This window comes from Shewanella sp. 433, from assembly GCF_059338565.1.
The window spans coordinates 2,246,749-2,269,577 of the sequence record NZ_CM181703.1; the positions used below are offsets into that span (position 1 = coordinate 2,246,749).

General features: G+C 45.9%; 19 protein-coding genes and 4 tRNA genes. 11 read left to right on the top strand and 12 right to left on the bottom strand.

What is annotated here, in order from left to right:
* Positions 1-49 precede the first annotated feature (49 nt).
* Both AC5YB1_RS09915 and AC5YB1_RS09920 read right to left on the bottom strand, forming a co-directional pair.
* The gene (locus AC5YB1_RS09915; protein ID WP_494519023.1) at positions 50-577 is read right to left on the bottom strand and encodes a YchJ family protein; all 528 of its coding nucleotides are present in this window, start codon (positions 575-577) and stop codon (positions 50-52) included.
* Positions 567-1,133, bottom strand: a complete 567-nt coding sequence (locus AC5YB1_RS09920) for a YybH family protein (RefSeq protein ID WP_494519024.1) — start codon at positions 1,131-1,133, stop codon at positions 567-569. The genes AC5YB1_RS09915 and AC5YB1_RS09920 overlap by 11 nt, the downstream gene beginning before the upstream one ends.
* A gap of 288 nt (positions 1,134-1,421) precedes the next feature.
* Between AC5YB1_RS09920 and AC5YB1_RS09925 the strand changes: the two genes are divergently transcribed.
* From AC5YB1_RS09925 to AC5YB1_RS09935, 3 genes are all read left to right on the top strand, one after another.
* Positions 1,422-2,009 (top strand): Smr/MutS family protein, encoded by a 588-nt coding sequence (locus AC5YB1_RS09925; protein ID WP_494519025.1) that lies wholly within the window; start codon positions 1,422-1,424, stop codon positions 2,007-2,009.
* Positions 2,010-2,191: 182 nt separating this feature from the next.
* Positions 2,192-2,830 carry a TetR family transcriptional repressor PsrA gene (psrA, locus tag AC5YB1_RS09930; RefSeq protein WP_494519026.1) on the top strand — a complete coding sequence of 213 codons (639 nt, stop codon included), beginning with the start codon at positions 2,192-2,194 and terminating at the stop codon, positions 2,828-2,830.
* 8 nt (positions 2,831-2,838) lie between these two features.
* On the top strand, positions 2,839-5,115 hold the full coding sequence (locus AC5YB1_RS09935; protein WP_494519027.1) for an acyl-CoA dehydrogenase: 2,277 nt from the start codon (positions 2,839-2,841) through the stop codon (positions 5,113-5,115).
* Positions 5,116-5,343: 228 nt separating this feature from the next.
* Here AC5YB1_RS09935 and pyk read toward each other — a convergent pair whose 3' ends face one another.
* Together pyk and AC5YB1_RS09945 are read right to left on the bottom strand one after the other, a co-directional pair.
* Positions 5,344-6,783, bottom strand: a complete 1,440-nt coding sequence (gene pyk / locus AC5YB1_RS09940) for a pyruvate kinase (RefSeq protein ID WP_494519028.1) — start codon at positions 6,781-6,783, stop codon at positions 5,344-5,346.
* 182 nt (positions 6,784-6,965) lie between these two features.
* Entirely contained in the window at positions 6,966-7,820 is an 855-nt protein-coding gene (locus AC5YB1_RS09945; protein WP_110457715.1) for a MurR/RpiR family transcriptional regulator, read from the bottom strand.
* A gap of 311 nt (positions 7,821-8,131) precedes the next feature.
* On the opposite strand from AC5YB1_RS09945, the gene zwf reads away from it, so the two are divergent.
* From zwf to AC5YB1_RS09980, 7 genes are all read left to right on the top strand, one after another.
* Positions 8,132-9,604, top strand: coding sequence for a glucose-6-phosphate dehydrogenase (gene zwf / locus AC5YB1_RS09950; RefSeq protein WP_494519029.1), 1,473 nt, complete (start codon positions 8,132-8,134; stop codon positions 9,602-9,604).
* Between the two features lie 12 nt (positions 9,605-9,616).
* Positions 9,617-10,315, top strand: coding sequence for a 6-phosphogluconolactonase (pgl, locus tag AC5YB1_RS09955; RefSeq protein ID WP_494519030.1), 699 nt, complete (start codon positions 9,617-9,619; stop codon positions 10,313-10,315).
* Between the two features lie 9 nt (positions 10,316-10,324).
* Positions 10,325-12,151 carry a phosphogluconate dehydratase gene (gene edd / locus AC5YB1_RS09960; RefSeq protein ID WP_494519031.1) on the top strand — a complete coding sequence of 609 codons (1,827 nt, stop codon included), beginning with the start codon at positions 10,325-10,327 and terminating at the stop codon, positions 12,149-12,151.
* Positions 12,152-12,172: 21 nt separating this feature from the next.
* On the top strand, positions 12,173-12,814 hold the full coding sequence (locus AC5YB1_RS09965) for a bifunctional 4-hydroxy-2-oxoglutarate aldolase/2-dehydro-3-deoxy-phosphogluconate aldolase (RefSeq protein ID WP_494519032.1): 642 nt from the start codon (positions 12,173-12,175) through the stop codon (positions 12,812-12,814).
* Between the two features lie 301 nt (positions 12,815-13,115).
* Positions 13,116-14,153, top strand: a complete 1,038-nt coding sequence (gene dmeF, locus AC5YB1_RS09970; RefSeq protein WP_494519033.1) for a CDF family Co(II)/Ni(II) efflux transporter DmeF — start codon at positions 13,116-13,118, stop codon at positions 14,151-14,153.
* Positions 14,143-14,562, top strand: a complete 420-nt coding sequence (locus AC5YB1_RS09975; RefSeq protein WP_494519034.1) for a MarR family winged helix-turn-helix transcriptional regulator — start codon at positions 14,143-14,145, stop codon at positions 14,560-14,562. Before dmeF ends, AC5YB1_RS09975 begins: the two co-directional genes overlap by 11 nt.
* A gap of 456 nt (positions 14,563-15,018) precedes the next feature.
* On the top strand, positions 15,019-16,047 hold the full coding sequence (locus AC5YB1_RS09980) for a GGDEF domain-containing protein (protein ID WP_494519035.1): 1,029 nt from the start codon (positions 15,019-15,021) through the stop codon (positions 16,045-16,047).
* Between the two features lie 96 nt (positions 16,048-16,143).
* On the opposite strand, the gene AC5YB1_RS09985 is transcribed toward AC5YB1_RS09980, so the two are convergent.
* The 6 genes from AC5YB1_RS09985 to AC5YB1_RS10010 all read right to left on the bottom strand — a co-directional run bounded on the left by AC5YB1_RS09985 (position 16,144) and on the right by AC5YB1_RS10010 (position 20,951).
* The gene (locus tag AC5YB1_RS09985) at positions 16,144-18,843 is read right to left on the bottom strand and encodes a bifunctional acetate--CoA ligase family protein/GNAT family N-acetyltransferase (RefSeq protein WP_494519036.1); all 2,700 of its coding nucleotides are present in this window, start codon (positions 18,841-18,843) and stop codon (positions 16,144-16,146) included.
* Positions 18,844-19,006: 163 nt separating this feature from the next.
* A tRNA-Met gene (locus AC5YB1_RS09990) sits at positions 19,007-19,083 on the bottom strand.
* A gap of 47 nt (positions 19,084-19,130) precedes the next feature.
* Positions 19,131-19,207: transfer RNA gene (locus AC5YB1_RS09995), tRNA-Val, on the bottom strand.
* Positions 19,208-19,222: 15 nt separating this feature from the next.
* Positions 19,223-19,299: transfer RNA gene (locus AC5YB1_RS10000), tRNA-Met, on the bottom strand.
* 49 nt (positions 19,300-19,348) lie between these two features.
* Positions 19,349-19,425, bottom strand: a tRNA-Val gene (locus tag AC5YB1_RS10005).
* A 167-nt stretch (positions 19,426-19,592) separates the two neighbouring features.
* Positions 19,593-20,951 (bottom strand): MATE family efflux transporter, encoded by a 1,359-nt coding sequence (locus tag AC5YB1_RS10010; protein ID WP_494519037.1) that lies wholly within the window; start codon positions 20,949-20,951, stop codon positions 19,593-19,595.
* Between the two features lie 29 nt (positions 20,952-20,980).
* Between AC5YB1_RS10010 and AC5YB1_RS10015 the strand changes: the two genes are divergently transcribed.
* Entirely contained in the window at positions 20,981-21,604 is a 624-nt protein-coding gene (locus AC5YB1_RS10015) for a riboflavin synthase subunit alpha (RefSeq protein ID WP_494519038.1), read from the top strand.
* Between the two features lie 265 nt (positions 21,605-21,869).
* Here the strand turns inward: AC5YB1_RS10015 and AC5YB1_RS10020 are convergent, their stop codons facing one another.
* Together AC5YB1_RS10020 and AC5YB1_RS10025 are read right to left on the bottom strand one after the other, a co-directional pair.
* Positions 21,870-22,070 carry a CPXCG motif-containing cysteine-rich protein gene (locus AC5YB1_RS10020; RefSeq protein WP_110457704.1) on the bottom strand — a complete coding sequence of 67 codons (201 nt, stop codon included), beginning with the start codon at positions 22,068-22,070 and terminating at the stop codon, positions 21,870-21,872.
* The gene (locus tag AC5YB1_RS10025; protein WP_494519039.1) at positions 22,067-22,807 is read right to left on the bottom strand and encodes an SDR family oxidoreductase; all 741 of its coding nucleotides are present in this window, start codon (positions 22,805-22,807) and stop codon (positions 22,067-22,069) included. Before AC5YB1_RS10025 ends, AC5YB1_RS10020 begins: the two co-directional genes overlap by 4 nt.
* Between the last annotated feature and the right edge of the window lie 22 nt (positions 22,808-22,829).

Consider the following 22,829-nt stretch of genomic DNA (forward strand, 5'->3'; position numbering starts at 1 on the left):
TCTCCAAGCTAAGGCGCCTCTTGCACGAACACAAGCATAGTTTGGATTATCAATTCGCTAGATTTAAGCAGCACTGTTTAAATTTACGCCCGCTATAACAGATACAAGTGTCGTTACGCTTGGGGAGCTGCGGATTAAGCTGCTCACCACTGGTATACCACCATACGCCTTGCTGCCTAATGAACTGCGATACTTCGTGTATGGCATCTAGGTGATTGTCTTCTTGATACCAGGCATGAAATTCAACCAGGCCGTTATCGCCAGTGGTTGCGCTACGCTGAATACTTAAACCCAACCATAGGGTCTGATTATCGCTATTTAATATCGATTGGGTTAAGCCATTTAAGGTATCGGGATGATGAGTAGCGATCAGGTAGTCATGTAGGCGCATGACAAAGGCACTGTAGCGGCTGCGCATCAAGGTTTCTGGAGTCAGTGCTAATGCGCCTTGATGGTAAGTTTGGCAGCACGTTTGGTAGGCTAAGCGCTGTCCTTTTGCATGCTGACCGCACGGACAAAGCGGAGAGGTGTTGTCGTGGTTGAATGCTTGTTCACCTTCAGATGAATTACTTTTCATGGGTCGATTTATTACTGGCTGTGGAAAATTGGCTGCCATAATACAGGTTTGGCTGTGGTTTGGCATCGTAATAGAATGCTGGTTCCCCGCGGTTATTAGTGTCCACCGTTAAGTACCAACGTCCATCGGCTAATTTTTTTGAAACAGTGACAAATTTGCCTGCAAATTCACTCATGGGTTCCTCGCTCTCTTTTGGCGGATAAAAGCGGATAAGATAATAACCAATGTCTGTGGCACTTTGAGATGATATTTGCCTATCGATAACGCGAAAATCGACCTCAATTTGGGCATTTTTATGTTTGATCTTGCCGAAAAATTTTTGATATAGGTTAATGATATTTTCCCGCCCCATGGTGATTGCCTTGCTTTGTTGCTCAGGGATATAACAGGCATCTTCAGCATACAGATCTGCAATGACAGTGGCGTCGAGCTGGGTAAATGCACTGCTAAATTGGCTATAAAACAGGTTTAAGGCCTCATTATCGGTATGTTGTGCAATGGCTGTAGTGCAACATAGCGTGCTGCAGATAAGGACTAAGGATGTCAAAAATTTCATTAAGATATTCATTTTTACTAATACTAGCGTCACTATAATCTAAGGCCTTTTGCTGGGAAAGAGTTAGATATTAACAAAGTGTGTCACGCAGTCCTTGGCTAAAGTTGCTTCACATAATGTTCATCGATGGGGTCAAGGTTGCTTGTCCATGAGTGTTGCGGCATAAATAATCTGTATGCTTGGTGGATATTTTTTCTTGCTACAGTCAAAATAGTGCCGCTAATCGATATGTTTTAATGCTGTAGCGATAGTTATTTTATCGCCATTAATATAAGAGGAAACAACACCATGACTGAAGAAGAGCGCGCGATGTTTCTTGCCTCAATGGCGGATGTGGTTCCTCTTAATGTCGATAAAACAGCAGTCAGCTCACAGATTGCCTTATCGCATTCACAGCAACATAAATACTTCGAAACTAAACGCAGAGAAGCACTTTCTCGTTTAAGTGATGACTTGAGCGTGATTGAGCCTGTTGCGCCCGATGCTGTGATCAGCATGAAAAGCGAAGGAGTACAGCAACAAGTGTTTAAATTATTCCATCAAGGTCACTATGGCATGCAAGCTGATATTGATCTTAAAGCTCATAATGTTAAGCGTGCCAAAGCCTTGCTGTTCGATTTTATTCAACGTAGTGTGGACTGTGATTATCGCAATGTCATCGTGATCCATGGTACTGGCGTTAATAACAAACCGTTTCCCGCGTTAATTAAATCTTGCTTAGTTCATTGGTTACCTTCGATTGACGGTGTGATTGGCTATCATAGCGCGCCAAGAGAGTGGGGCGGAACGGGGGCATTAATGGTGATGCTGTCCAAGTCGGATAAGGCTAGAGTCAACACGCGAGAGTTGACCAGAAAAGGGGCGCATCTTCGTTAATTACTTGGGTGGCATTTTGTGTTTAATTTGACTTGTTGCTTTGCTAATACTTGATCCACTTATCGTTAGGCTATTTAACGGCTTGATGCGTTAAGTGTGATAGCGCAATGGAATTTCATTTGACAAAAAGTATACTAGTGTTTAATTTAAACGCATGTTTAAATCAGAGTTAAGGTCACGGGATGGCAAGTCGATCCGACACTAAAACAAGAATACTGGATGCCGCCGAAAAGCTATTTGCTGAGCGTGGTTTTTCAGAAACCTCATTAAGATTGATCACCAGTAAAGCCGAGGTTAATCTTGCCTCGGTTAATTATCATTTTGGTTCAAAAAAAGAGCTGATCAGGGCGGTGCTAGCACGCTACTTAGACCGTTTTATGCCTGAAGCCTCTGATGAATTGGTGCTCATTAAGGCCAGCGGATCACCATCGTTAAATGATATCTTTTCCTCTTTAGTTAAACCGTTACTTGAATTGAACAAGTTTAAAGCGGATGGCACCAGCACTTTTTTACAATTACTTGGCCGGGGTTATATCGAAAGTCAGGGGCATCTACGCTGGTTTATCACGACTCATTACGGTGAGCACCTTAACAAGTTTGTGGAGGCGGTAGCAGAAAGTGCACCACATATTCCCCCCGCAGAGATGTTTTGGCGATTACACTTTACCTTAGGTACCGTAGTCTTCACTATGGCATCCGCCGATGCACTAACTGAAATTGCTCAGGCCGATTTTAACGAGCACTATGATATAGAGGCCGTTATTCGCAAAGTTATTCCATATCTCGCTGCCGGCGTGGCAGTGCCAGTAAGTACCCAATAGGGAGCGTTATGACTCTTTTTATTTTGGCACTATTGCTCATCATAGTGCTGTTTGGTGTTAAAAGTATTCGCATGCAGTTTATCACGCGGCCAGTGTTTGCCTTTTTCAAAAAGGTGCTACCGCCGCTGTCTGATACTGAAAAGGAAGCGATGGAAGCCGGTGATGTATGGTGGGAGGGGGAGCTATTTCGCGGTAAGCCCAATTGGGACACCTTACACAGTTACGGTAAGCCAGCCCTTAGTGAAGAAGAGAAGTCGTTTATTGATAATCAAGTGATGACGGCGCTGACGATGATCGACGATTTTGACATAGTACAAAATCGTAAGGATCTTCCGCCAGAATTGTGGCAATACTTTAAAGATGAAGGATTTTTCGCGCTTATTATTCCTAAAGAATATGGTGGTAAAGCATTTTCCGCTTACGCTAATTCAACTATTGTGAGTAAATTGGCCAGTCGCAGTGTGAGCGCCGCCGTGACCGTTATGGTGCCTAACTCATTAGGCCCTGGTGAATTACTGACCCATTATGGTACCAAAGAGCAGCGTGAACATTGGTTACCTTTGTTAGCCAGTGGTGAAGCGGTGCCTTGTTTTGCCCTGACTGGCCCCGAGGCCGGCTCTGATGCGGGTGCCATTCCTGATGAAGGGATCGTTTGTCGTAAAATCATTGATGGTGAAGAAGTATTGGGGCTAAGTCTCACGTGGGATAAACGTTATATTACCTTAGCGCCAGTCGCGACAGTTTTGGGGCTCGCGTTTCAAATGCGTGATCCCGATGGGCTACTAGGCGATAACCCTGATTTTGGGATCACCTGTGCGCTTATTCCGACCGATCATCCAGGTGTTGAAATCGGTCGTCGCCATAATCCTCTGAATATGGCCTTTATGAACGGTACCACTCAGGGCAAAGAGGTGTTTATTCCGCTCGATTGGATTATCGGTGGCCCTCAATACGCTGGGCGCGGTTGGCGCATGCTGGTGGAATGCCTATCGGCAGGCCGAGGGATCTCACTGCCTGCATTGGCGACAGCATCGGGACACCTAGCCACTAAAACCACAACAGCCTATAGCTACGTTAGGCATCAGTTTGGTTTAGCTATTGGGCAATTTGAAGGCGTTCAAGAGGCGATGGCGCGGATCATTGCCAATACTTATCAGCTAGAGGCGGCGCGCCGATTAACCACCACGGGGATCGATCTTAAAGTGAAACCATCGGTGGTTACTGCAATTGCTAAATACCATATGACCGAGATGGGCCGTGATGTGTTTAACGACGCCATGGACATTCAGTCGGGTAAGGGGATCCAGCTGGGACCGAAAAACTATTTAGGTCATGGTTATATAGCAAACCCGATTTCGATCACGGTTGAAGGGGCTAATATTCTCACCCGCAGTTTAATGATCTTTGGCCAAGGCGCGACCCGTTGTCACCCTTATGTGTTAGCCGAAATGGAAGCGGCGGCAATGGACGATGACAGTGCGGCCTTAGCACGTTTTGATAACTTACTGTTAGGCCATATGGGTTATGCCTGTCGTAATGCCTTTAGTTCGTTGTTTAGTGCGCTTAGCGGTAGCCGTTTTAATACCGCGCCAGTCAGTGGCAGTACAGCACAGTATTATAAGCACATGACTCGCATCTCGGCTGCGTTGGCGTTTGTGACCGACCTTTCAATGTTGATTATGGGTGGTGATTTAAAGCGTAAAGAGATGTTATCAGCACGTTTGGGCGATGTACTCAGTGAGCTTTACTTAGGCTCTGCTACGTTAAAATTGTTTGAAGACAATGGTCGCCAGCAAGATGATTTACCCGCGGTGCACTATGTCATGCAAACTCGCTTGCATAAGGCGGCCAATGCATTGCAAGGGGCGCTGCGTAATTTCCCTAATCGCCCCGTCGCTTGGTTAATGCGCTTGCTGGTTTTTCCACTGGGGAATCATTTCAACGGCCCTGATGATAAGTTAGCGATTAATGTGTGCCAAGGCATGCTTAAACCTGGACCGGCTAGAGACAGGCTGACCTTCTTGTGTCCTAACTTTGATGGCGATGCAGGCGGTATGGCAGAAGTCGAGCAGGCATTTATGGCGCTGCATGCCTGCGGTGGATTGGTGAAAAAAATCAAACGCGCGCAAAAAGAGGGCAAGCTTGCCAAAAAGCTCGCGCCTGCGCTGCTTTATCAACAGGCCCTAGACGCTAGCATCATTAGCGATAACGAGTTTAAGCAATTGATTGAGGCCGACACGCTGCGCCAAGCGGCTATTGCGGTGGATGATTTCGAGCGTTTATAACTAAACCTTTATCAGATTAATCAATTATCCACACTGAATCGGCTGGATAAGGCTATAAGGATTCTTTGTGAGTGAGTTAAGTATGCCATAACCTGTAAGCTTAGTTTGAAATGATTGATTTAACTTGCAGGCAACATACAACAGATTGAAAAAAAGGTACGCAATGCGTACCTTTTTTATATCTAGTTGTTTTAGCTTGATGACTCTATCTCGATAAGAGTGTCATCATTACGCCACGATAAGTACTTTACAGGTATTGGTGCCACCAATGGTTTCCATCGCATCACCTTTGGTCATCAATACCATATCGCCACTGTTGAGGTAACCCGCTGCTTGTAGTGCCTCTAACGCTTTCTTGGCCAGTTCATCGGCAGCATGCGCGGTAGAGTCAAAGTAAAAAGGTTGTACCCCGCGATACAATGCCATTTTGGCCAGTGTCACATCGTGACGTGATAAGGCAAAAATAGGCAGTGCAGAACTAATGCGTGACATCAGTTGTGGTGTAGCTCCCGATTCAGTTAAAGCGACAATAGCTTTAACGCCCTCTAGATGATTGGCCGCATACATTGTTGACAGCGCGATGGTCTCTTCTACTGACGTAAAGCGCTCATCTAAACGATGTTTCGATACTTGTACGCTTGGGTGAGCTTCAGCGCCAAGACAAACATTGGCCATGGCCAATACCGTTTCTTCAGGGAAGTCACCTGCCGCCGTTTCGGCTGAAAGCATCACGGCATCAGTGCCGTCAAGCACGGCGTTAGCCACATCCATTACTTCGGCGCGAGTAGGCATTGGGCTGGTTATCATCGACTCCATCATCTGAGTCGCGGTGATCACGCTCTTATTGAGCTGACGAGAGCGGCTAATGAGTTTCTTTTGTACGGCAACCAGCGCCGCATCACCAATTTCAACCCCTAAGTCACCACGAGCAACCATTACGGCATCAGATGCTAAAATCACATCGTCCATCGCTTCGTCGGTCGCAACCGCTTCAGCGCGTTCAACTTTAGAGACGATTAATGCATTGCTCCCCGCCTTACGCGCCAATTCGCGGGCATAATTTAAGTCAGCGCCGCAGCGTGGGAATGATACTGCAAGGTAATCAACCTTAATCGCTGCTGCGGTAATAATATCTCGTTTATCTTTTTCTGTTAACGCCGCTGCAGAAAGCCCGCCGCCTTTTTTGTTGATGCCTTTATTGTTAGACAAGGGGCCAGCAACTGTCACAGTGGTGTGCACCTTGTTGCCGTCAACTTTTTCAACTCTAAGTTGTACTCGGCCATCGTCGAGCATCAAGATATCGCCAATGGTGACATCGTTTGGAAGCTCTTTATAGTCAATGCCGACTTGATGCTCGTCACCTTCACCTTTGGCTAAATCAGCATCTAGGATAAAAGGTTTGCCAAGGTCAAGTTGTACCTTCTTGTTATCTTTAAAGGTGGATACACGGATTTTGGGCCCCTGTAAATCACCTAATATAGCCACATGAACACCCAGTTCTTTGGCAATATTGCGCACATCGGTAGCGCGTTTAAGGTGATCTTCGGGTGAGCCGTGGGAGAAGTTGAGGCGGACAACGTTGGCACCAGCTTTGATAATACGACGTAAGTTGTCATCGCGATCGGTTGCGGGACCGAGTGTCGTTACAATTTTGGTTCTGCGGAACATGAGATACTCCGTTAAAGTTAAAAAATCTTACCCTATATTAACAGACAAACTTCAGTTTTGTAGGAAAATTACAAACAAAATGATCTACCTCAAGTTATTAATTTTGTGAGCCGTAGCGGCAAAAAGGTAAAAAAAAGGCGATTTGGATAAACCAACTCGCCTTTAATGCTGCTCAAGCGTACTTAGAGTATAGGATCTTTCTCTATACGTGACTCTTTAAGTACCTCTTTAACTCGTTTTAAACTCTCTCTAAAGCGGGGGCCGCGGCGCAAGGTAAAGCCTGTGGCTAACACATCTATAATGACTAACTGGGCTAAGCGAGAGGCCATGGGCAAGTACATGTCTGTGTCTTCTGGTACTTCCATTGTCACCGGTAAGGTACATTCGCTTGAGAGGGGGGAGTTACGCGAGGTGATCGCAATCACTGCCGCACCATTTTCACGCGCTAAACGGGCAATGTCGATTAAGGATTTAGTGCGTCCGGTGTGTGAAATAAGCACAACCACGTCACCTTCGGTACTATTAATACAGCTCATGCGTTGCATTAACACATCATCAAAACTGATTACGGGCACATTGAAACGAAAGAACTTATTTTGTGCATCATGAGCTACAGAAGCAGATGCCCCTAGACCAAAAAATGAGATCTTCTTTGCCTGAGTGAGAATATCCACGGCTTTATTGATGGCGGCGGTATCCATACTCTGCCTCGCCGTATCGAGCGCTGCCATTGATGATTCAAAAATCTTGGTGGTGTAAGAGTCTGGGCTATCGTCCTCTTCTACGTGGCGGCTAACATAAGGTGTACCATTAGCTAAACTTTGAGCTAGGTGCAGTTTAAAATCTGGAAATCCCTTGGTGTCTAAGCGTCTACAGAATCGGTTAACCGTTGGCTCACTCACGTCGGCCATTTTTGCCAATGTCGCAATGCTGGAGTGGATAGCGGTTTGTGGTGAGGCTAAAATGACCTCAGCGACTTTACGTTCCGATTTACTGAAATGAGTTAGGCTTTTCTGAACCTTTTCTAGGGTATTCATATGCGTACATCCACTCGATAGTAATGTAATTATATTTATTCTTTTATGTCATTCATAGAAACAAACAAAAAGTGCTAAAGTCTGGCTTTATATATCGAACTATAATCTGACTACACAGCAAACTTGCTACTATATAGAGACAGTTAATCGAGAAAAGCATATCAGATTTTGTCGTCTTGTTACTAGTTTACTGATAGGTCATTTTTTGTAAAATTTAGATGCATTTAACGAATTCTGTTGTTATATTACAACAAATATGTGAATTACTCATCGATGCGATGGGCCATTGTGGTATAGGAGACTTTTAAGCTATGGGCATGACATCAGCAGAAGCCAAAGCTTGTGATTTTGTATTGTTTGGAACCAAAGGCGATTTAGCACGGCGTAAGTTATTGCCCTCTTTATACCAGCTCGATAAGGCCGGTCTACTTAATAAAGAGACAAAAATACTTGGGGTGGCCAAAGATGAGTTTACCCAAGATGAATACCAAGACTTAGTGCACACTGCGTTAACGAGTTTTGTTAAAGAAGCATTGTGCGAACAAACCTTGGCGCGCTTCCTTAAACGCTGCATTTACATCGCTACCAATTTTACTGAGCCAGAAGGTTACGCGGCTTTTCATGATGTATTAGAGCCAGAAAAGCGCGTCATGGTTAATTATTTTGCCACTCCTCCTGCTATTTTTGGCGACATCTGTCGTTGCCTGCACCAACAAAACCTGATTTTTCCAGATACCCGAGTAGTTCTGGAAAAGCCGATTGGTTCGGATCTCGAATCATCCAAGGTGATCAACGATCAGGTCAGTGCTTATTTCAATGAAAATCAAGTGTATCGCATCGACCATTACCTAGGTAAAGAGACTGTACAAAACCTGATCGCCCTGCGATTTGCTAACTCGTTATTTGCTTCTAAATGGGATAATCGCACCATAGATCATGTGCAAATCACGGTTGCGGAAGAGGTGGGGATTGAAGGTCGTTGGGGCTATTTCGATAAAGCTGGCCAAATGCGCGATATGATCCAAAACCATTTGTTACAGGTATTGACCTTGGTGGCGATGGACCCTCCTGTAAACTTAGATGCCGACAGTATCCGTGATGAAAAAGTGAAGGTGCTTAAGTCGTTAAGAAAAATAGATGCCGACAACATTTATGAAAATACCGTCCGCGGTCAATATTCGGCCGGATTTTTAAAAGGTACACCCGTGCCAGGGTATTTAGAAGAAGAGGGCGCTAATACGCAGTCTAAAGCTGAAACCTTTGTGGCGCTCAGAGTCGATATCGATAATTGGCGTTGGGCTGGCGTACCATTTTATCTGCGCAGTGGTAAGCGTATGCCCACTAAGAGTTCTGAGATTGTTGTTTATTTCAAGAATCCACCTCATAACCTCTATCGTTCCAGCTATCGTAATCTACCAGCCAATAAATTAACTATTCGCTTACAGCCCCATGAAGGGGTCGAAATTCAGATGATGAATAAAGTGCCTGGTCTTGAGCAGAAACAGCGATTGCAAACCACCAAGCTGGATTTAAGCTTTTCAGATACCTTTAAAAACGATCGCATTGCCGATGCCTATGAACGTTTATTACTCGAGGCTATGCTGGGTAATCAGGCGCTATTTGTGCGCCGCGATGAAGTGGAACAAGCGTGGAAGTGGGTTGATGGCATTATTCAAGCGTGGGAAGAGAGTAATGAAAGACCTAAGCCCTATCCAGCAGGAAGTTGGGGCCCTGTAGCGTCAGTGGCGTTAATCGCCAAAGACGGTCGTTCGTGGGACGAATAGCAAGGAGTTGTCATGATTAAAGAATCAGTGTTTAAGTCGTTTGATAATAAAGCCGCGCTGGAACATCAGCTTGCCGAACGTATAGCCAATCAATTACAAGCGGCTATTGATGCCCGTGGTAAGGCAAGCCTCGTGGTTTCTGGTGGTTCGACACCCATAGCATTATTTGAGTTATTGAGCCATAAGGCTATTGAATGGGGTGATGTTTACATCACCTTGGCCGATGAGCGTTGGGTCGATACTGAATCAGATGACTCTAATGAACAGCTAGTTAGGCTGCATCTGTTACAGCACCGCGCAGCAGCGGCTAAATTTCGTGGACTAAAAAATATGTTCGCGACCCCAGAAGCCGGCGTTGATATGACGATTGAACATCTGGCTAATTTCCCCAAGCCGTTTGATGTCGTGGTATTGGGCATGGGTAATGATGGTCATACTTGTTCATGGTTTCCTTGCGCCGCTGAAATCGAGCTGGCATTAACCACTCAAGCCCTCTGTTTAGCGGTCAATCCTGGTGCTGCGCCTCATGGACGCATGACCTTGTCTAAAAAAGCGGTGTTAGCTAGCCGTCAAATTTATTTACATATTGTCGGTGAACAAAAGTTAGCAGTTTACCGTCAAGCGCTCGAAAATGAAGACGAAAAAGCGATGCCTATCCGCGCCGTATTAGGCCAGCATAGCACGCCAGTCGATGTCTATTGGAGCGCCTAAGGAGTTATTATGCATGCAGTAGTCCAGTCAGTTACCGATAGAATTATCGCTCGAAGCCAGCATTCTCGTGCTCAGTATTTAGCCGCCCTTAATGAGGCTAAAATTAATGGGGTGCATCGCAGCAGTTTAAGTTGTGGCAATTTAGCCCACGGTTTTGCAGCCTGTAGCCCCACCGATAAGAGTGCCATTAAGGCATTGACCAAAGCAAACATCGGCATTGTCACGGCCTTTAATGACATGCTGTCGGCGCATCAGCCTTATGAGCATTATCCTCAGTTGCTAAAAGCGGCCTGCCAAGAAGTGGGCAGCGTTGCGCAAGTTGCAGGTGGCGTACCAGCCATGTGTGACGGGGTTACCCAAGGTCAACCAGGTATGGAGCTAAGTTTACTGAGCCGTGAAGTGATCGCGATGGCCACTGCCGTGGGTTTGTCACATAACATGTTTGATGGGGCATTATTGCTGGGTATTTGTGACAAAATCGTACCAGGGTTGCTCATCGGCGCCTTGAGTTTTGGTCACTTGCCAATGCTGTTTGTGCCAGCCGGGCCGATGAAGTCGGGGATCCCAAATAAAGAGAAAGCGCGTATTCGTCAGCAGTTTGCCCAAGGTCAAGTCGACAGAGCGGCGCTACTCGAAGCCGAGTCAAAGTCTTATCACAGCGCCGGCACTTGTACCTTTTACGGTACGGCTAACAGTAATCAGTTGATGCTTGAGGTGATGGGGCTGCAATTACCGGGGTCTTCGTTTGTTAATCCAGACGATCCACTGCGTGAAGCCTTAAACAAGATGGCGGCTAAGCAGGTTTGTCGTCTCACTGAGATGGGCACACAGTACACGCCTATCGGTGAAGTGGTGAACGAAAAATCGGTAGTTAACGGTATTGTTGCCTTACTTGCTACAGGTGGCTCAACCAATTTAACCATGCATATTGTGGCCGCTGCCCGCGCGGCCGGTATTATTGTTAATTGGGATGATTTTTCTGAGCTGTCCGATGCCGTACCGTTATTAGCACGTGTCTATCCTAATGGTCATGCTGATATTAACCATTTCCACGCCGCAGGCGGTATGGCGTTCTTGATCAAAGAGCTACTCGATGCAGGTTTACTGCACGAAGAGGTTAATACGGTAGCCGGTTTTGGTCTGCGTCGTTACACCCAAGAGCCTAAACTGATTGATAATGAACTGGTTTGGGTCGAGGGACCAAGTGAGTCGTTAGATCCTGAGGTGCTGACGAAAGTGGCACAGCCTTTCCAAGCCAATGGCGGCTTAAAACTGCTTAAGGGCAATCTAGGTCGTGCGGTGATAAAAGTCTCGGCGGTATCGCCCTCACATCGTGTGGTAGAAGCCCCAGCTATCGTCATAGACGATCAAAATAAGTTAGAAGCCTTATTTAAAGCCGGTGAGCTGGACAAAGATTGCGTTGTCGTCGTTAAGGGCCAAGGTCCTAAGGCGATAGGCATGCCTGAGTTACATAAGCTGACGCCCATTTTAGGCACATTGCAAGATAAAGGCTTTAAGGTTGCTTTGCTAACCGATGGGCGCATGTCTGGCGCATCGGGTAAAGTGCCCGCAGCTATTCACTTGACGCCAGAAGCCTTAGATGGTGGCATGATCGCTAAAGTCGAAAACGGCGATTTAATTCGCGTCGATGCCAATAGTGGTGAACTCACCTTGCTAGTAGATGAAACCGTGTTGTCGACCCGTGAGGCTGAGCGAGTTAACTTACGCAGCAGTAGTTACGGTATGGGGCGAGAACTGTTCTCGGCACTGCGATCTAACTTAAGTAGTCCTGAGACGGGTGCTCGTTGCACCACGACGATCGACGAAAATTATTAATCACTTAGGAAGACTAAAGCAATGGCTGAGAATAACTGGTCAATACAACCGCAAGATATTTTTAAACGTAGCCCAATCGTCCCTGTAATGGTGATTAATAAAATTGAAGATGCTGTGCCCTTAGCGCGGGCGCTGGTGGCGGGGGGGATCAGCGTATTAGAAGTGACACTGCGCACCCCTTGTGCATTAGAAGCGATCACTAAAATAGCCCAAGAAGTCCCTGAAGCACTGGTTGGTGCAGGCACTATTTTAAATAAAGAGCAGTTAAAGCAGGCTGTAGATGCAGGGGCTCAGTTTGTTATCACTCCAGGAGCCACCACTGAGTTGCTTAAAGCGGCGATGGAAGGGACTGTGCCCTTGATCCCAGGTGTTGCCAGTATCTCTGAAGTGATGGAAGGAATGGCGCTGGGATACACCAATTTTAAGTTTTTTCCGGCAGAAGCTTCTGGTGGGGTTAATGCGTTGAAAGCTTTTTCTGGCCCATTAAGTAATATTCGTTTTTGCCCTACGGGTGGTATTACTCCCAGTAGCTATAAAGATTATTTGGCATTGGATAATGTGGATTGTATCGGTGGCAGCTGGATTGCACCAACAGATGCGATGGAGCAGGGCGACTGGGAGCGCATTACTCAATTGTGTAAAGAAGCTATCAGCGGCATTTAATTAACCGAGAATAGTTTGACGCTGATTGTTAAGCCACATAAAAAAACCTCTGCCATAGCAGAGGTTTTTTATGTGGGATTCCCCAACAACAGCACCGATAGTACTCAGATAGTCAATCACAATGGCCTGCACTTTACTTAACGCATGACTTTACCTAAGTCCAAGTATCTCCATGTGATAATTTACTTTGGTTGCTAATGTAAATTTAAGTAATAGGCTTGTTTTGCTGTTATTTTAGTTTGATAATCAAAGTATTCGAAAGACATACTATTTGTCAGCAATCTTACCGAGAAACTTACTTATGGCGAACCACAATGCCAAGCCTTGGCAACATAACCATCAATTTGCTCGTTTAAACACTGAGGGGGAGCGCAATACCCGTTATGTCTTGTATTTAACGCTAGTGACCATGGTGGCTGAAATTGTTGCTGGCACACTATATGGTTCGATGGCGTTATTGGCTGATGGTTGGCACATGGGTACCCATGCGGCAGCGTTTATGATCACCTTATTTGCTTATTACTACGCCAGAAAATACGCAGACGATCCTAAGTATGCTTTTGGTACAGGCAAGGTTGGTGTTCTCGGTGGATTCACCAGTGCCATTGCGCTAGGCCTAGTGGCATTACTTATGGTCGTAGAATCGGTTAGCCGCTTCTTGAATCCGGAGCAGATCCACTTTAATGAAGCCATATTGGTGGCTTTGCTGGGTCTAACCGTTAATGTGATATCGGCGTTGTTACTAAAAGATCATCACAGTCACGACCATCATCACAGTCATAGTCACGATCATGTGCACAGTCATAAACATACCCATAATCTTGATGAACATGAGCAAAGCGAACATCATCACAGTGATGGGCCAAGTACAGCGCATGATCATAACTTACGTGCAGCTTATTTTCATGTGATGGCCGATGCGCTTACTTCACTCTTGGCTATCGGCGCGCTTTTATTCGCTAAGTACCTAGGATGGCAGTGGTTAGATCCTGCTATGGGCATTGTCGGTGCGGTCATTATTAGTCTCTGGGCTTGGGGTTTAGTTAAGCAAACTGCGCCGATTTTACTCGATGCCAGTATCGACGAAGCGTATTTACAGCAAATGGTTGATGCCGTAGAACAAGATGAGCAACATAGAGTGAGCGATATTCATGTTTGGCCTGTGAGTGCCAACCATCACGCTGCTATGGTCTCAATCGTTAGTCCACATCCCAAAGAGGTGGAGTATTTTAGGCAAAAACTAGCCTCATTTAAACGGATCGATCACCTCACCATTGAGGTGTTTACCTTAGCGGATGTGCAATCTTTCTCTGGAAGGACGGATGGTTATGGAGATTAATTATTGTAAATTAAGTCACGAGATTATTGAATTTTATGACAAGCTATCAGCGTGGGAACAGGGGGTCGTAAAAGACACTGGACATTCATTACAACAAATTCATGCCGTTGAAATTTTAGGAGTTAACGGAGTAATGCGCATGAAGGAGTTGGCTGAAAAAATGGGGGTCTCCACTGGTACGTTAACAGTACAGATAGATAAGATGGTGCATAGTGGCTTAGTTATGCGGCAAGTGCCTCAAAGTGATCGACGCGCTGTATTGGTTACACTAACGGCGGCTGGTGAAGCAATTTATAAACAACATGATGAATTACATCATCAATTGACCCAACAGTTAACGATAAAAATGAGTGACGATGAACGTCGTTGCTTATTAGGCTTGTTTAAGCGAATGAACCTTGAGTTTTAAGCTATATCAGTTCAGGTTTGCCATGTTGAGTTAGCGTGGACCTTGTTGCGCCTTGGCTCGCATCACACGACATTTTGTAGCGCTATCGACGTATTAACGCTTGCGTGGATAATGCCACAGCTTCTTCTTGTGTATAGCTTAAGTTATACATAAGTCGCGCGGTTTAAAGTTAATTTCAGCAATAAATGTTGCGTGTATTTTATTCGGCATTTGGTCATTCAATTTATGTGCTTGGCGTAATATTTATCCTTGTTTGGAGGGCTAAATTAACTTTGCACCGTAAGTTAGCAGTCGAGATAGAGAAAGCGCATGTGAGCGCAACAAGTTAGTAACAAAGTTGCTGCGTAACTACAGATAATTGTTTATGGTGGTGGTCAGGTTAATCGCAGGCTAAGACTGGCTTCTATAACAGTGGGTTTCCCCTGTGATCTCGCAACTAATCAATGGCAATAGTGAATGAATTTAGCGCAACACCTTTCTGAAACGGAACTTTCAGCGAAAATTTTACGGCATGCAGTCCCCCGCATGTCTGAACTTAGTATTCCCGTAACACCCGATAACTACGCTGTATGGTATGAGTATTTTCGTGGTGTAAACCTTGATTTAAAGCGTGCTATAGATGGATTGCTATCAAGTAAAATAGCTTTTACCCGAGATATTAATAGCAATTTACATAGCCGATTTATTCAAGAACAATCACCCAAAGTGATGCAAACGGTACAGGTTGAAACCCAGTTATTGATCAATACATTGATGACTAAGTTGTCTTTGCTCACCGAAGGTACAGCGAAGTTTGGCCAGAGCCTGAACGATTTTAGTCATGATCTACAATTGTCACCGGATCAAAAAAGCTTGGGCACACTCATCGATGCACTAGCCGAAGAAGTCAGTACTGTTGTACAGAGCAATCAGCAGATGGAGCAGAGTTTATCTATGATGAGTCAAGAGATTGTTGACCTCAAGTCTGAGATGCAAAACTTAAACTTGGTGGCAATGACTGATCAACTGACCTCTTTATATAATCGCCGTGCCTTCGATGAAGAGTTACTGACTCATATTCAATATTTTAAACAACATAATACTCATAGCAGTTTATTGATTATCGATATCGATAATTTTAAACAATTTAATGATCTCCACGGTCATCTGGTTGGCGATAAAGTGCTGGTTTATATAGCGCTGGCCCTGAAACAAGGTGTTCGAGGTGAAGATTTTGTGGCGCGTTATGGTGGTGAGGAGTTTGTGGTGTTGCTGCCAGATACTGATCAAGCAGGTGCCATGGTGGTGGCCGAGTTACTGCGAACTCGCATTGCCGAGCGGCGTTTGAGTATAGGTAAAGATAATAAGTTGTCCCTTGGCGCCATTACGGTATCTGTTGGGGTGGCTAGTTTACGCAGTGGTGATGATAGAGATAGCTATTTTATCCGTGCCGATGAATCACTGTATCGAGCCAAGTCTGCGGGACGTAACTGTGTTAAAGGTTAAGGTTGGGAGAAAGGGCTAGGTTTGTAAGGGTGCTGTTATTTGTATTGTCATCTACAGCAACCCTCATGTTATGTAATTTGCTATGTCACTAATTAGCTATTCACTTGGCTTTAATTGCATATCCATCTTGATTAAGCGTTCATCCATATCAAAGGTCACTGTAAAGCCAAGGTTCTTGGCTAGACTTGCCATATTACGATTTTCAAACATGGTAAACCCGGTTAATACTTGGGTATCATTGGCCTTGTAATAGGCTATCAACTTTTCGAGGAGCAGTTTACCCAAACCAATTCCTTGATGGTCGCTGCGAACCGCCATGGCGAACTCAGCTTCGGTATTATCAGGATCGATAGAGGCTCGTACGGCACCTAAAGTGATATCTTCCCCGTCAGGCCCTTTAGTCGTGGCAATAAACGCCATCTCTCTGGCGTAATCAATCTGAGTTAATACAGCCATCTCCTCATGGGTCATCTTAGATCGCACCCCAAAATAACGCTTATATCTGTCTTCGTCAGAGAGGGAGTTATCAAAGGCTAAATGTTTGGGTTCATCTTCAGGCAATATGGGCCGCAGCATGATCTCTAGGCCATTTTTTAATCTAGCGCGTTGCTCTAACTCTTTAGGGTATGGGCAGATCGCCAGACGATTACTGTTATCCACAACCCCCTCTTGCAGCTGGATGTTCACATCAAGCAGGGTGATTTGTTCTCCGGCGCACAGTACCGGATTGAGATCTAAGCCCGCTATTTCGGGGCAATCGATGATCAAGTGAGATATTTGCGTCAACATCACGCACAGGGCGTTCATGTCGAGCCCTAGGGGTAAGTGTCTGTCTTTGAGTTTGTGGGTCTTTAATGCTTGGATCACCATATAACGTGCCAAGGTCATGTTCAGCGGGGGCAGTGCCACCACAGCATCGGTGCTGGGTTGCCATTCTGAGCCACCTTCACCAAGTAAAATGGCCGGACCGAAAACAGCATCGTTGATCACCGCCACCCGGATCTCCTGAGCTCCAGCGGTAAGCGCCATCTTTTGCACTATCATACCTTCAATAATGGCATCGGGATTTAAGCTATGCACACGGCCGATGATGGCATCGGCTGCTTGCATCAACTCATTACGAGTCGTTAAGTTGAGTATGACACCGTGCACGTCTGATTTATGATGAATATCAGGCGATTGCACTTTTAATGCGACAGGGTAGCCTATTTGATCAGCAAGTTCAGCAGCCTGCTGCGCCGAAGTGGCGAAATGGGTTTCGATGGTATTAAGGCCATAGGCGCTCATTATCGCTGTCGCTTCGTGGGTCTCGAGCACTTGTTTATGTTTAGCTAAGGCTTGACCTAAGAGTTGCCGCGCCAGCTCGGCATCGGTGGGAATATTATCGGGGATAGACTGAGGGACTTCTTGTAATAACTTTTGGTTGCGGCGGTATTCCACCATGTGCATAAAGGCCCCCACGGCACCTTCTGATGTTCTATAGGTTGGGATCCCCGCACGGTTAAAGCATCTGCGCCCCGCATAAGCTGAATCTTCGCCACTCCAATTGGTAAGCACATTGATGCGATTACGATTAGGGTGAGAGGCGATTAACGTCGCTATACGCTCGGCAATTTCCACGCTATCACCCAGCGCCGACGGCGAGTGCAATACTAAAATCGCATCGGCAATATCGGCATTCATTAAGATGTTTAAACATTGAGTGTAGCGCTCTGCATCGGCATCACCGCCAATATCAACCGGATTTTGTCCAGACCATGTGCTCGGCAGCACAGCGTTAAGGGCTTCAGTGGTGACTTGATCCAGCTGCGCAGCTTTACCGCCGCTTAACATCAGTTGATCGAGTGCAAGTACCGCAGGGCCACCGCCGTTAGTCATAATGGCGAGACGTTCGCCTTCTAAAGCTGAAGAGTGGGCTAGGGTTTCAACGGCGGCAAATAACTCAATTAGGTCGTTAACCCTCAACATACCCGCACGTCTAAAAGCGGCCTCATAGACGGCATCATTACCACCAATCCCACCCGTATGTAATTTGGCGGCAGTGGTGCCTTCTAAGCTCCGTCCCGACTTAATCACTAAAATCGGTTTATTACGTGCGGCGGCTCTAGCAGCAGATAAAAAATGGCGCTTCTCATTGATAGAGTCGACATAGAGCAAAATGGCTGTGGTGCGAGAGTCTCGGCCGAGAAAATCCAGTAATTCGTCAAAGTCGATATCGGTAGCATCACCTAAGGAGATAAAAGAGGAAAATCCGATCCCCTTGTTATTAGCCCAGTCCAATACCGTCGTACATATGGCGGCCGATTGTGACACAAAGGCGATTTTTCCTGGCAGGGCGCTAGTGTGGGCTAAACTGGCATTGAGCCCTAAATTGGGCAGTATCATGCCCAAACTATTTGGGCCCAATAAACGCATACCATAGCGCTTTGCGTATTGGCGGGTTAACGCCAATAAATTATTGCCTTCATCATCGCTTTGCATCGCCATACCAGAGGCATTAATAATGGCCACTTTACATCCAAATTGAGCCAGTCGCTCAACAATGGCGGGCACGCGGGCGGCGGCGGTGCAGATAATCGCGAGATCGGGCTTTAAGGGTAATGATTCGATATTGGGGTAAGCTAACACACCGAGCACGGCTTCATACTTTGGGGTGACGGGCATGATTGGCCCTGAGAAGCCCCCTGACAAAAGGTTGCGCATTACGACATTACCAGCTCGTTTTTTTCCATTAGATGCACCAATAATGGCCACCGATTTGGGCTTAAATAAAGAGTGTAATGTACGCTGACTCATGCTGAGCTCCAATTGCTATTTATCCCTTAGCAGTGTAACTCAATTGATTATTTTTTCTCTAAGATTTTAGTAGGATAAGTATTAGTTATAGTGAGCGAGTAGGGGGGGCTGGTGATTTTTAGGTACAAAAAAACCAGCTTGCGCTGGCTTATCACTTTAAAATTGGTTGCGGGAGCCGGATTTGAACCGACGACCTTCGGGTTATGAGCCCGACGAGCTACCATACTGCTCCATCCCGCGTCCGTATTTTAAGTATTACAGTTGTTTTATTTCTACTGTAAAAGAAATGGTACAACCGAGTGGATTCGAACCACCGACCCCTACCATGTCAAGGTAGTGCTCTAACCAACTGAGCTACGGTTGTATCGCAATTTAAAATTGGTTGCGGGAGCCGGATTTGAACCGACGACCTTCGGGTTATGAGCCCGACGAGCTACCATACTGCTCCATCCCGCGTCCGTATTTTCAGTGCTTATCGCTCTTTTACTTCTGCCATAAAAAGAAGTGGTACAACCGAGTGGATTCGAACCACCGACCCCTACCATGTCAAGGTAGTGCTCTAACCAACTGAGCTACGGTTGTATTGTTGTTTGGCTGTTGCCATCGAACGAGCGCTATATTAAGGGGGATCTCACTGTTGTTGCAAGTAAAAAAAACAATTTTTTGCTTAAGCGGCGATTTGCTGTGCAACTTGTGGTTTTATCCTCCAAGATGGTGACCTTATCGTCACCATCTTGGCATTCTAGGGGTTATAGCTGACTGACGGCAGCGCGATGTGTTTGAATATACTTAAGGCGTAATGCGAATAGTAGCGCTGCCGAAGTCAGACCTGCAATCAGGCCAATCCAAAAACCATGTGCGCCCATTGCGGGCACAATAAGGTTCGTTTGGGCCAACAAGTAACCCAATACCATGCCGATAGCCCAGTACGACACTAACGTAATGTAAAACGCACTGCGCGTATCTTTATATCCCCTTAATGCTCCTGCAGCGACCACTTGCACCGAGTCTGATAGCTGATATAAAGCGGCTAAAAACATCAGGCTGCCTGCAAGTGTGACCACTTCAGGGTTGTTGTTATAAAGGAGTGCAATTTGAGTTCTAAAGGCGACCGTGATTATGGCGGTGACTACGGCCAATGAAAAAGCAATGATCAATCCTACTTTAGTTACCAGTTTGGCAACGACCTCTTTTTCTTGCCCTAGGTAATAACCCACCCGAATCGATACGGCAATACCAATTGACAGTGGCAACATAAATACGATCGATGAGAAGTTAAGGGCGATCTGATGACCTGCAACGACGTTAGCGCCCATAGGGGCGAGTAATAGCGCGATAATAGCAAACAGGCTGACCTCGAAGAACAACGCCATCGCAATCGGCATACCATGTTTGGTCATGGTCCAAATGGTTGACCAATTGGGGCGATGAAATGCGCTGAAGGGCGCCAGCTGTTTGAAGTGTGAATGCAGCTGCATATAAATAGTCATCGCAATTAACATGGCCCAGAAGACCAGTGCCGTCGCGATACCACAGCCAGCGCCGCCCATGGCGGGAACACCAAAGTGGCCATAGATAAAGATATAGTTGGCTGGAATATTGACCGCGAGCCCAACAAATCCGATGATCATCGTTGGTAAGGTGTAAGAGATCCCTTCACTGCATCCTCGTAGGACTTGATACAATACAAAGGCGGGCACACCCCATGCAAATCCATAGAGATATTCCACACTTAAGGCGGCAAGCTCTGGCTCTAAGCCCATCCATTTAAAGATCTGTGGCGCAAAAAACAGGAAGGAGATAACCACAAGGCTGCCAATTATGGCAATATAGGCGGCCTGAAACGCAATTGGTTGAATCGCTTTTTGATCGTTCGCACCATGATGATGGGCAAATACCGGGGTAAAGGCCATCAGTAGGCCTTGCACGAATAACAGGGCGGGTAACCAGAGACTCCCCCCGATAGCGACTGCGGCCATATCGACTGCACTGACCCGACCTGCCATCACAGTATCGATAAAGCCCATCATGGTTTGAGTGACTTGAGCGATAAGCACTGGTAGCGCTAAATGAACGAGTTTTTTGGCTTGAAAGCCGAATTGATTCATGGATAAAACCTTAATACAGCGAGTAAAATATGTTTACAGGTATTGTTCAAGCCACATGCAATGTTGTGGCGATTACTAAAAAAAATGGACTCAATACGATCGAAATCGCTTTCCCTTCACATCTTATACAGGGATTAGTGACTGGGGCGAGCGTCGCCACCAATGGCGTTTGCCTCACGGTGACTAAGGTTGCTGATGATAGGGTGTTTTTTGATGTAATGGAAGAGACATTAAAGGTCACTAATTTGACAAGCTTAAACGCAGGTTCGCAGGTGAATATCGAACGTTCACTCACCTTTGGCAGTGAGATTGGTGGGCATATACTATCGGGTCATGTCCATACACAGGCGTTGATCACTGACGTTAGCCATACCGAGCAACATTTTGACCTCACGTTAGAGGTTGATCCTAAGTGGATGAATTATATTCTTTACAAAGGCTTTGTCGGTGTAAACGGCTGTAGTCTAACGGTAGGGGAAGTGACAGAGAACAGCTTTAAGTTGCACCTGATTCCTGAAACCTTGGCATTAACCAACCTCAGTGAATGCAAGCAAGGTGACCGACTTAATATTGAAATAGACAGTCAAACCCAAGCGATTGTTGATACCGTTGAGCGGGTACTAGCCAAACGTTTTGCTGAGCAGACCAACTAGGGCATAATCGGTAGCATCGCAGTGGCCAGCCTGTTGCTAGCCACTGCGCTTACATTCTGGCGGTTAACACGTTGCGTTATAAGTCATTCATATGTCGTCATTGAGATAATCTTACCGAGCTTAACGCGAGTTTCGCATTATTTCGTCACCTAGCTACAAATTTACTATCCTCGTTACATACCCTGCTCACTATGCTAATGACTCTGGCGCAAGCCCTATTATCAAGCTGCGAGGATTAACTTGAACCGTGCAAGTATTCAAGGACTTAGTAGACTTGCTCATCATCTGAGTCAATATATAGCTCCACCCTATGTTGAGCAGCATCAACGTGGGTACGCATATGGATGGGGTTGCAGCAGACACGGCAGTCATCGTAATAGTCCTGATCGCCACAGCTAATGTCGATATTAATATGTTGATGATGGCCGCAATGGGGGCAGCTGATCACTTTGTCTATAATTCTCATCCGTCGGCTCCTTGGTAACCTGTTGCGCTGCGACCACCATCTACTGCGATCACTTGACCTGTAATATAGTGCGCATCAATTAAAAAGTTTACTGCGTGGGCAATATCTTCAACGCTGCCACAGCGTCGTAGTGGGATCTGCGTTAATACTTGCGCTTGAGCAGCATCATTAGCCTGCTCTGGCCATAGTATCGCACCGGGAGAGACCCCATTTACGCGCACTTTTGCGCCAAGTTCTTGTGCTAATGAATAGGTCGCCATCTTTAACGCAGCTTTCGACATTGAGTATAGTCCATGGCCTAATAATGGCCTGTCTGCGTGGATATCTATTAAGTTAATCACACAGCCCTGATTGTCAGCCAAAAGGCGCTTTACCCCTTGTACGATAAGGTAGGGTGCCATTAGGTTTACCGATAATAGGCTGGTTAAAGCCTGGTGATCGATAACTGACTTATCGGTAGTAAATAACGATGCGTTATTGATAACGACTTTTAAGGTGGGACATTGCTGTGAGACTTGTTCGATAAGTTGTGCTATCTCTTGAGCTTGGCTCAAATCGGCTTGGAATAATCGACAGGAATTTGCTCTACTGCCATTGAGTTGATCGCAAACCGCTTCAGCATTGGACTTTGAGCGTGAATAGTGCAGCGCTATGTTGTAGCCTAATTGGTGTAGATGTAACGCAACGGCCCGACCTATTCGCTGTGCACCGCCTGTAATTAGCACCCAATGATTCATGTTTAATGACGTCCTACGTTAT

Coding starts and splice junctions, on each gene's coding strand:
- AC5YB1_RS09915 (WP_494519023.1), bottom strand. CDS start 577: ATGAAAAGTAATTCATCTGAAGGTGAACAAGCATTCAACCACGACAAC.
- AC5YB1_RS09920 (WP_494519024.1), bottom strand. CDS start 1,133: ATGAAATTTTTGACATCCTTAGTCCTTATCTGCAGCACGCTATGTTGC.
- AC5YB1_RS09925 (WP_494519025.1), top strand. CDS start 1,422: ATGACTGAAGAAGAGCGCGCGATGTTTCTTGCCTCAATGGCGGATGTG.
- psrA (WP_494519026.1), top strand. CDS start 2,192: ATGGCAAGTCGATCCGACACTAAAACAAGAATACTGGATGCCGCCGAA.
- AC5YB1_RS09935 (WP_494519027.1), top strand. CDS start 2,839: ATGACTCTTTTTATTTTGGCACTATTGCTCATCATAGTGCTGTTTGGT.
- pyk (WP_494519028.1), bottom strand. CDS start 6,783: ATGTTCCGCAGAACCAAAATTGTAACGACACTCGGTCCCGCAACCGAT.
- AC5YB1_RS09945 (WP_110457715.1), bottom strand. CDS start 7,820: ATGAATACCCTAGAAAAGGTTCAGAAAAGCCTAACTCATTTCAGTAAA.
- zwf (WP_494519029.1), top strand. CDS start 8,132: ATGGGCATGACATCAGCAGAAGCCAAAGCTTGTGATTTTGTATTGTTT.
- pgl (WP_494519030.1), top strand. CDS start 9,617: ATGATTAAAGAATCAGTGTTTAAGTCGTTTGATAATAAAGCCGCGCTG.
- edd (WP_494519031.1), top strand. CDS start 10,325: ATGCATGCAGTAGTCCAGTCAGTTACCGATAGAATTATCGCTCGAAGC.
- AC5YB1_RS09965 (WP_494519032.1), top strand. CDS start 12,173: ATGGCTGAGAATAACTGGTCAATACAACCGCAAGATATTTTTAAACGT.
- dmeF (WP_494519033.1), top strand. CDS start 13,116: ATGGCGAACCACAATGCCAAGCCTTGGCAACATAACCATCAATTTGCT.
- AC5YB1_RS09975 (WP_494519034.1), top strand. CDS start 14,143: ATGGAGATTAATTATTGTAAATTAAGTCACGAGATTATTGAATTTTAT.
- AC5YB1_RS09980 (WP_494519035.1), top strand. CDS start 15,019: ATGAATTTAGCGCAACACCTTTCTGAAACGGAACTTTCAGCGAAAATT.
- AC5YB1_RS09985 (WP_494519036.1), bottom strand. CDS start 18,843: ATGAGTCAGCGTACATTACACTCTTTATTTAAGCCCAAATCGGTGGCC.
- AC5YB1_RS10010 (WP_494519037.1), bottom strand. CDS start 20,951: ATGAATCAATTCGGCTTTCAAGCCAAAAAACTCGTTCATTTAGCGCTA.
- AC5YB1_RS10015 (WP_494519038.1), top strand. CDS start 20,981: ATGTTTACAGGTATTGTTCAAGCCACATGCAATGTTGTGGCGATTACT.
- AC5YB1_RS10020 (WP_110457704.1), bottom strand. CDS start 22,070: ATGAGAATTATAGACAAAGTGATCAGCTGCCCCCATTGCGGCCATCAT.
- AC5YB1_RS10025 (WP_494519039.1), bottom strand. CDS start 22,807: ATGAATCATTGGGTGCTAATTACAGGCGGTGCACAGCGAATAGGTCGG.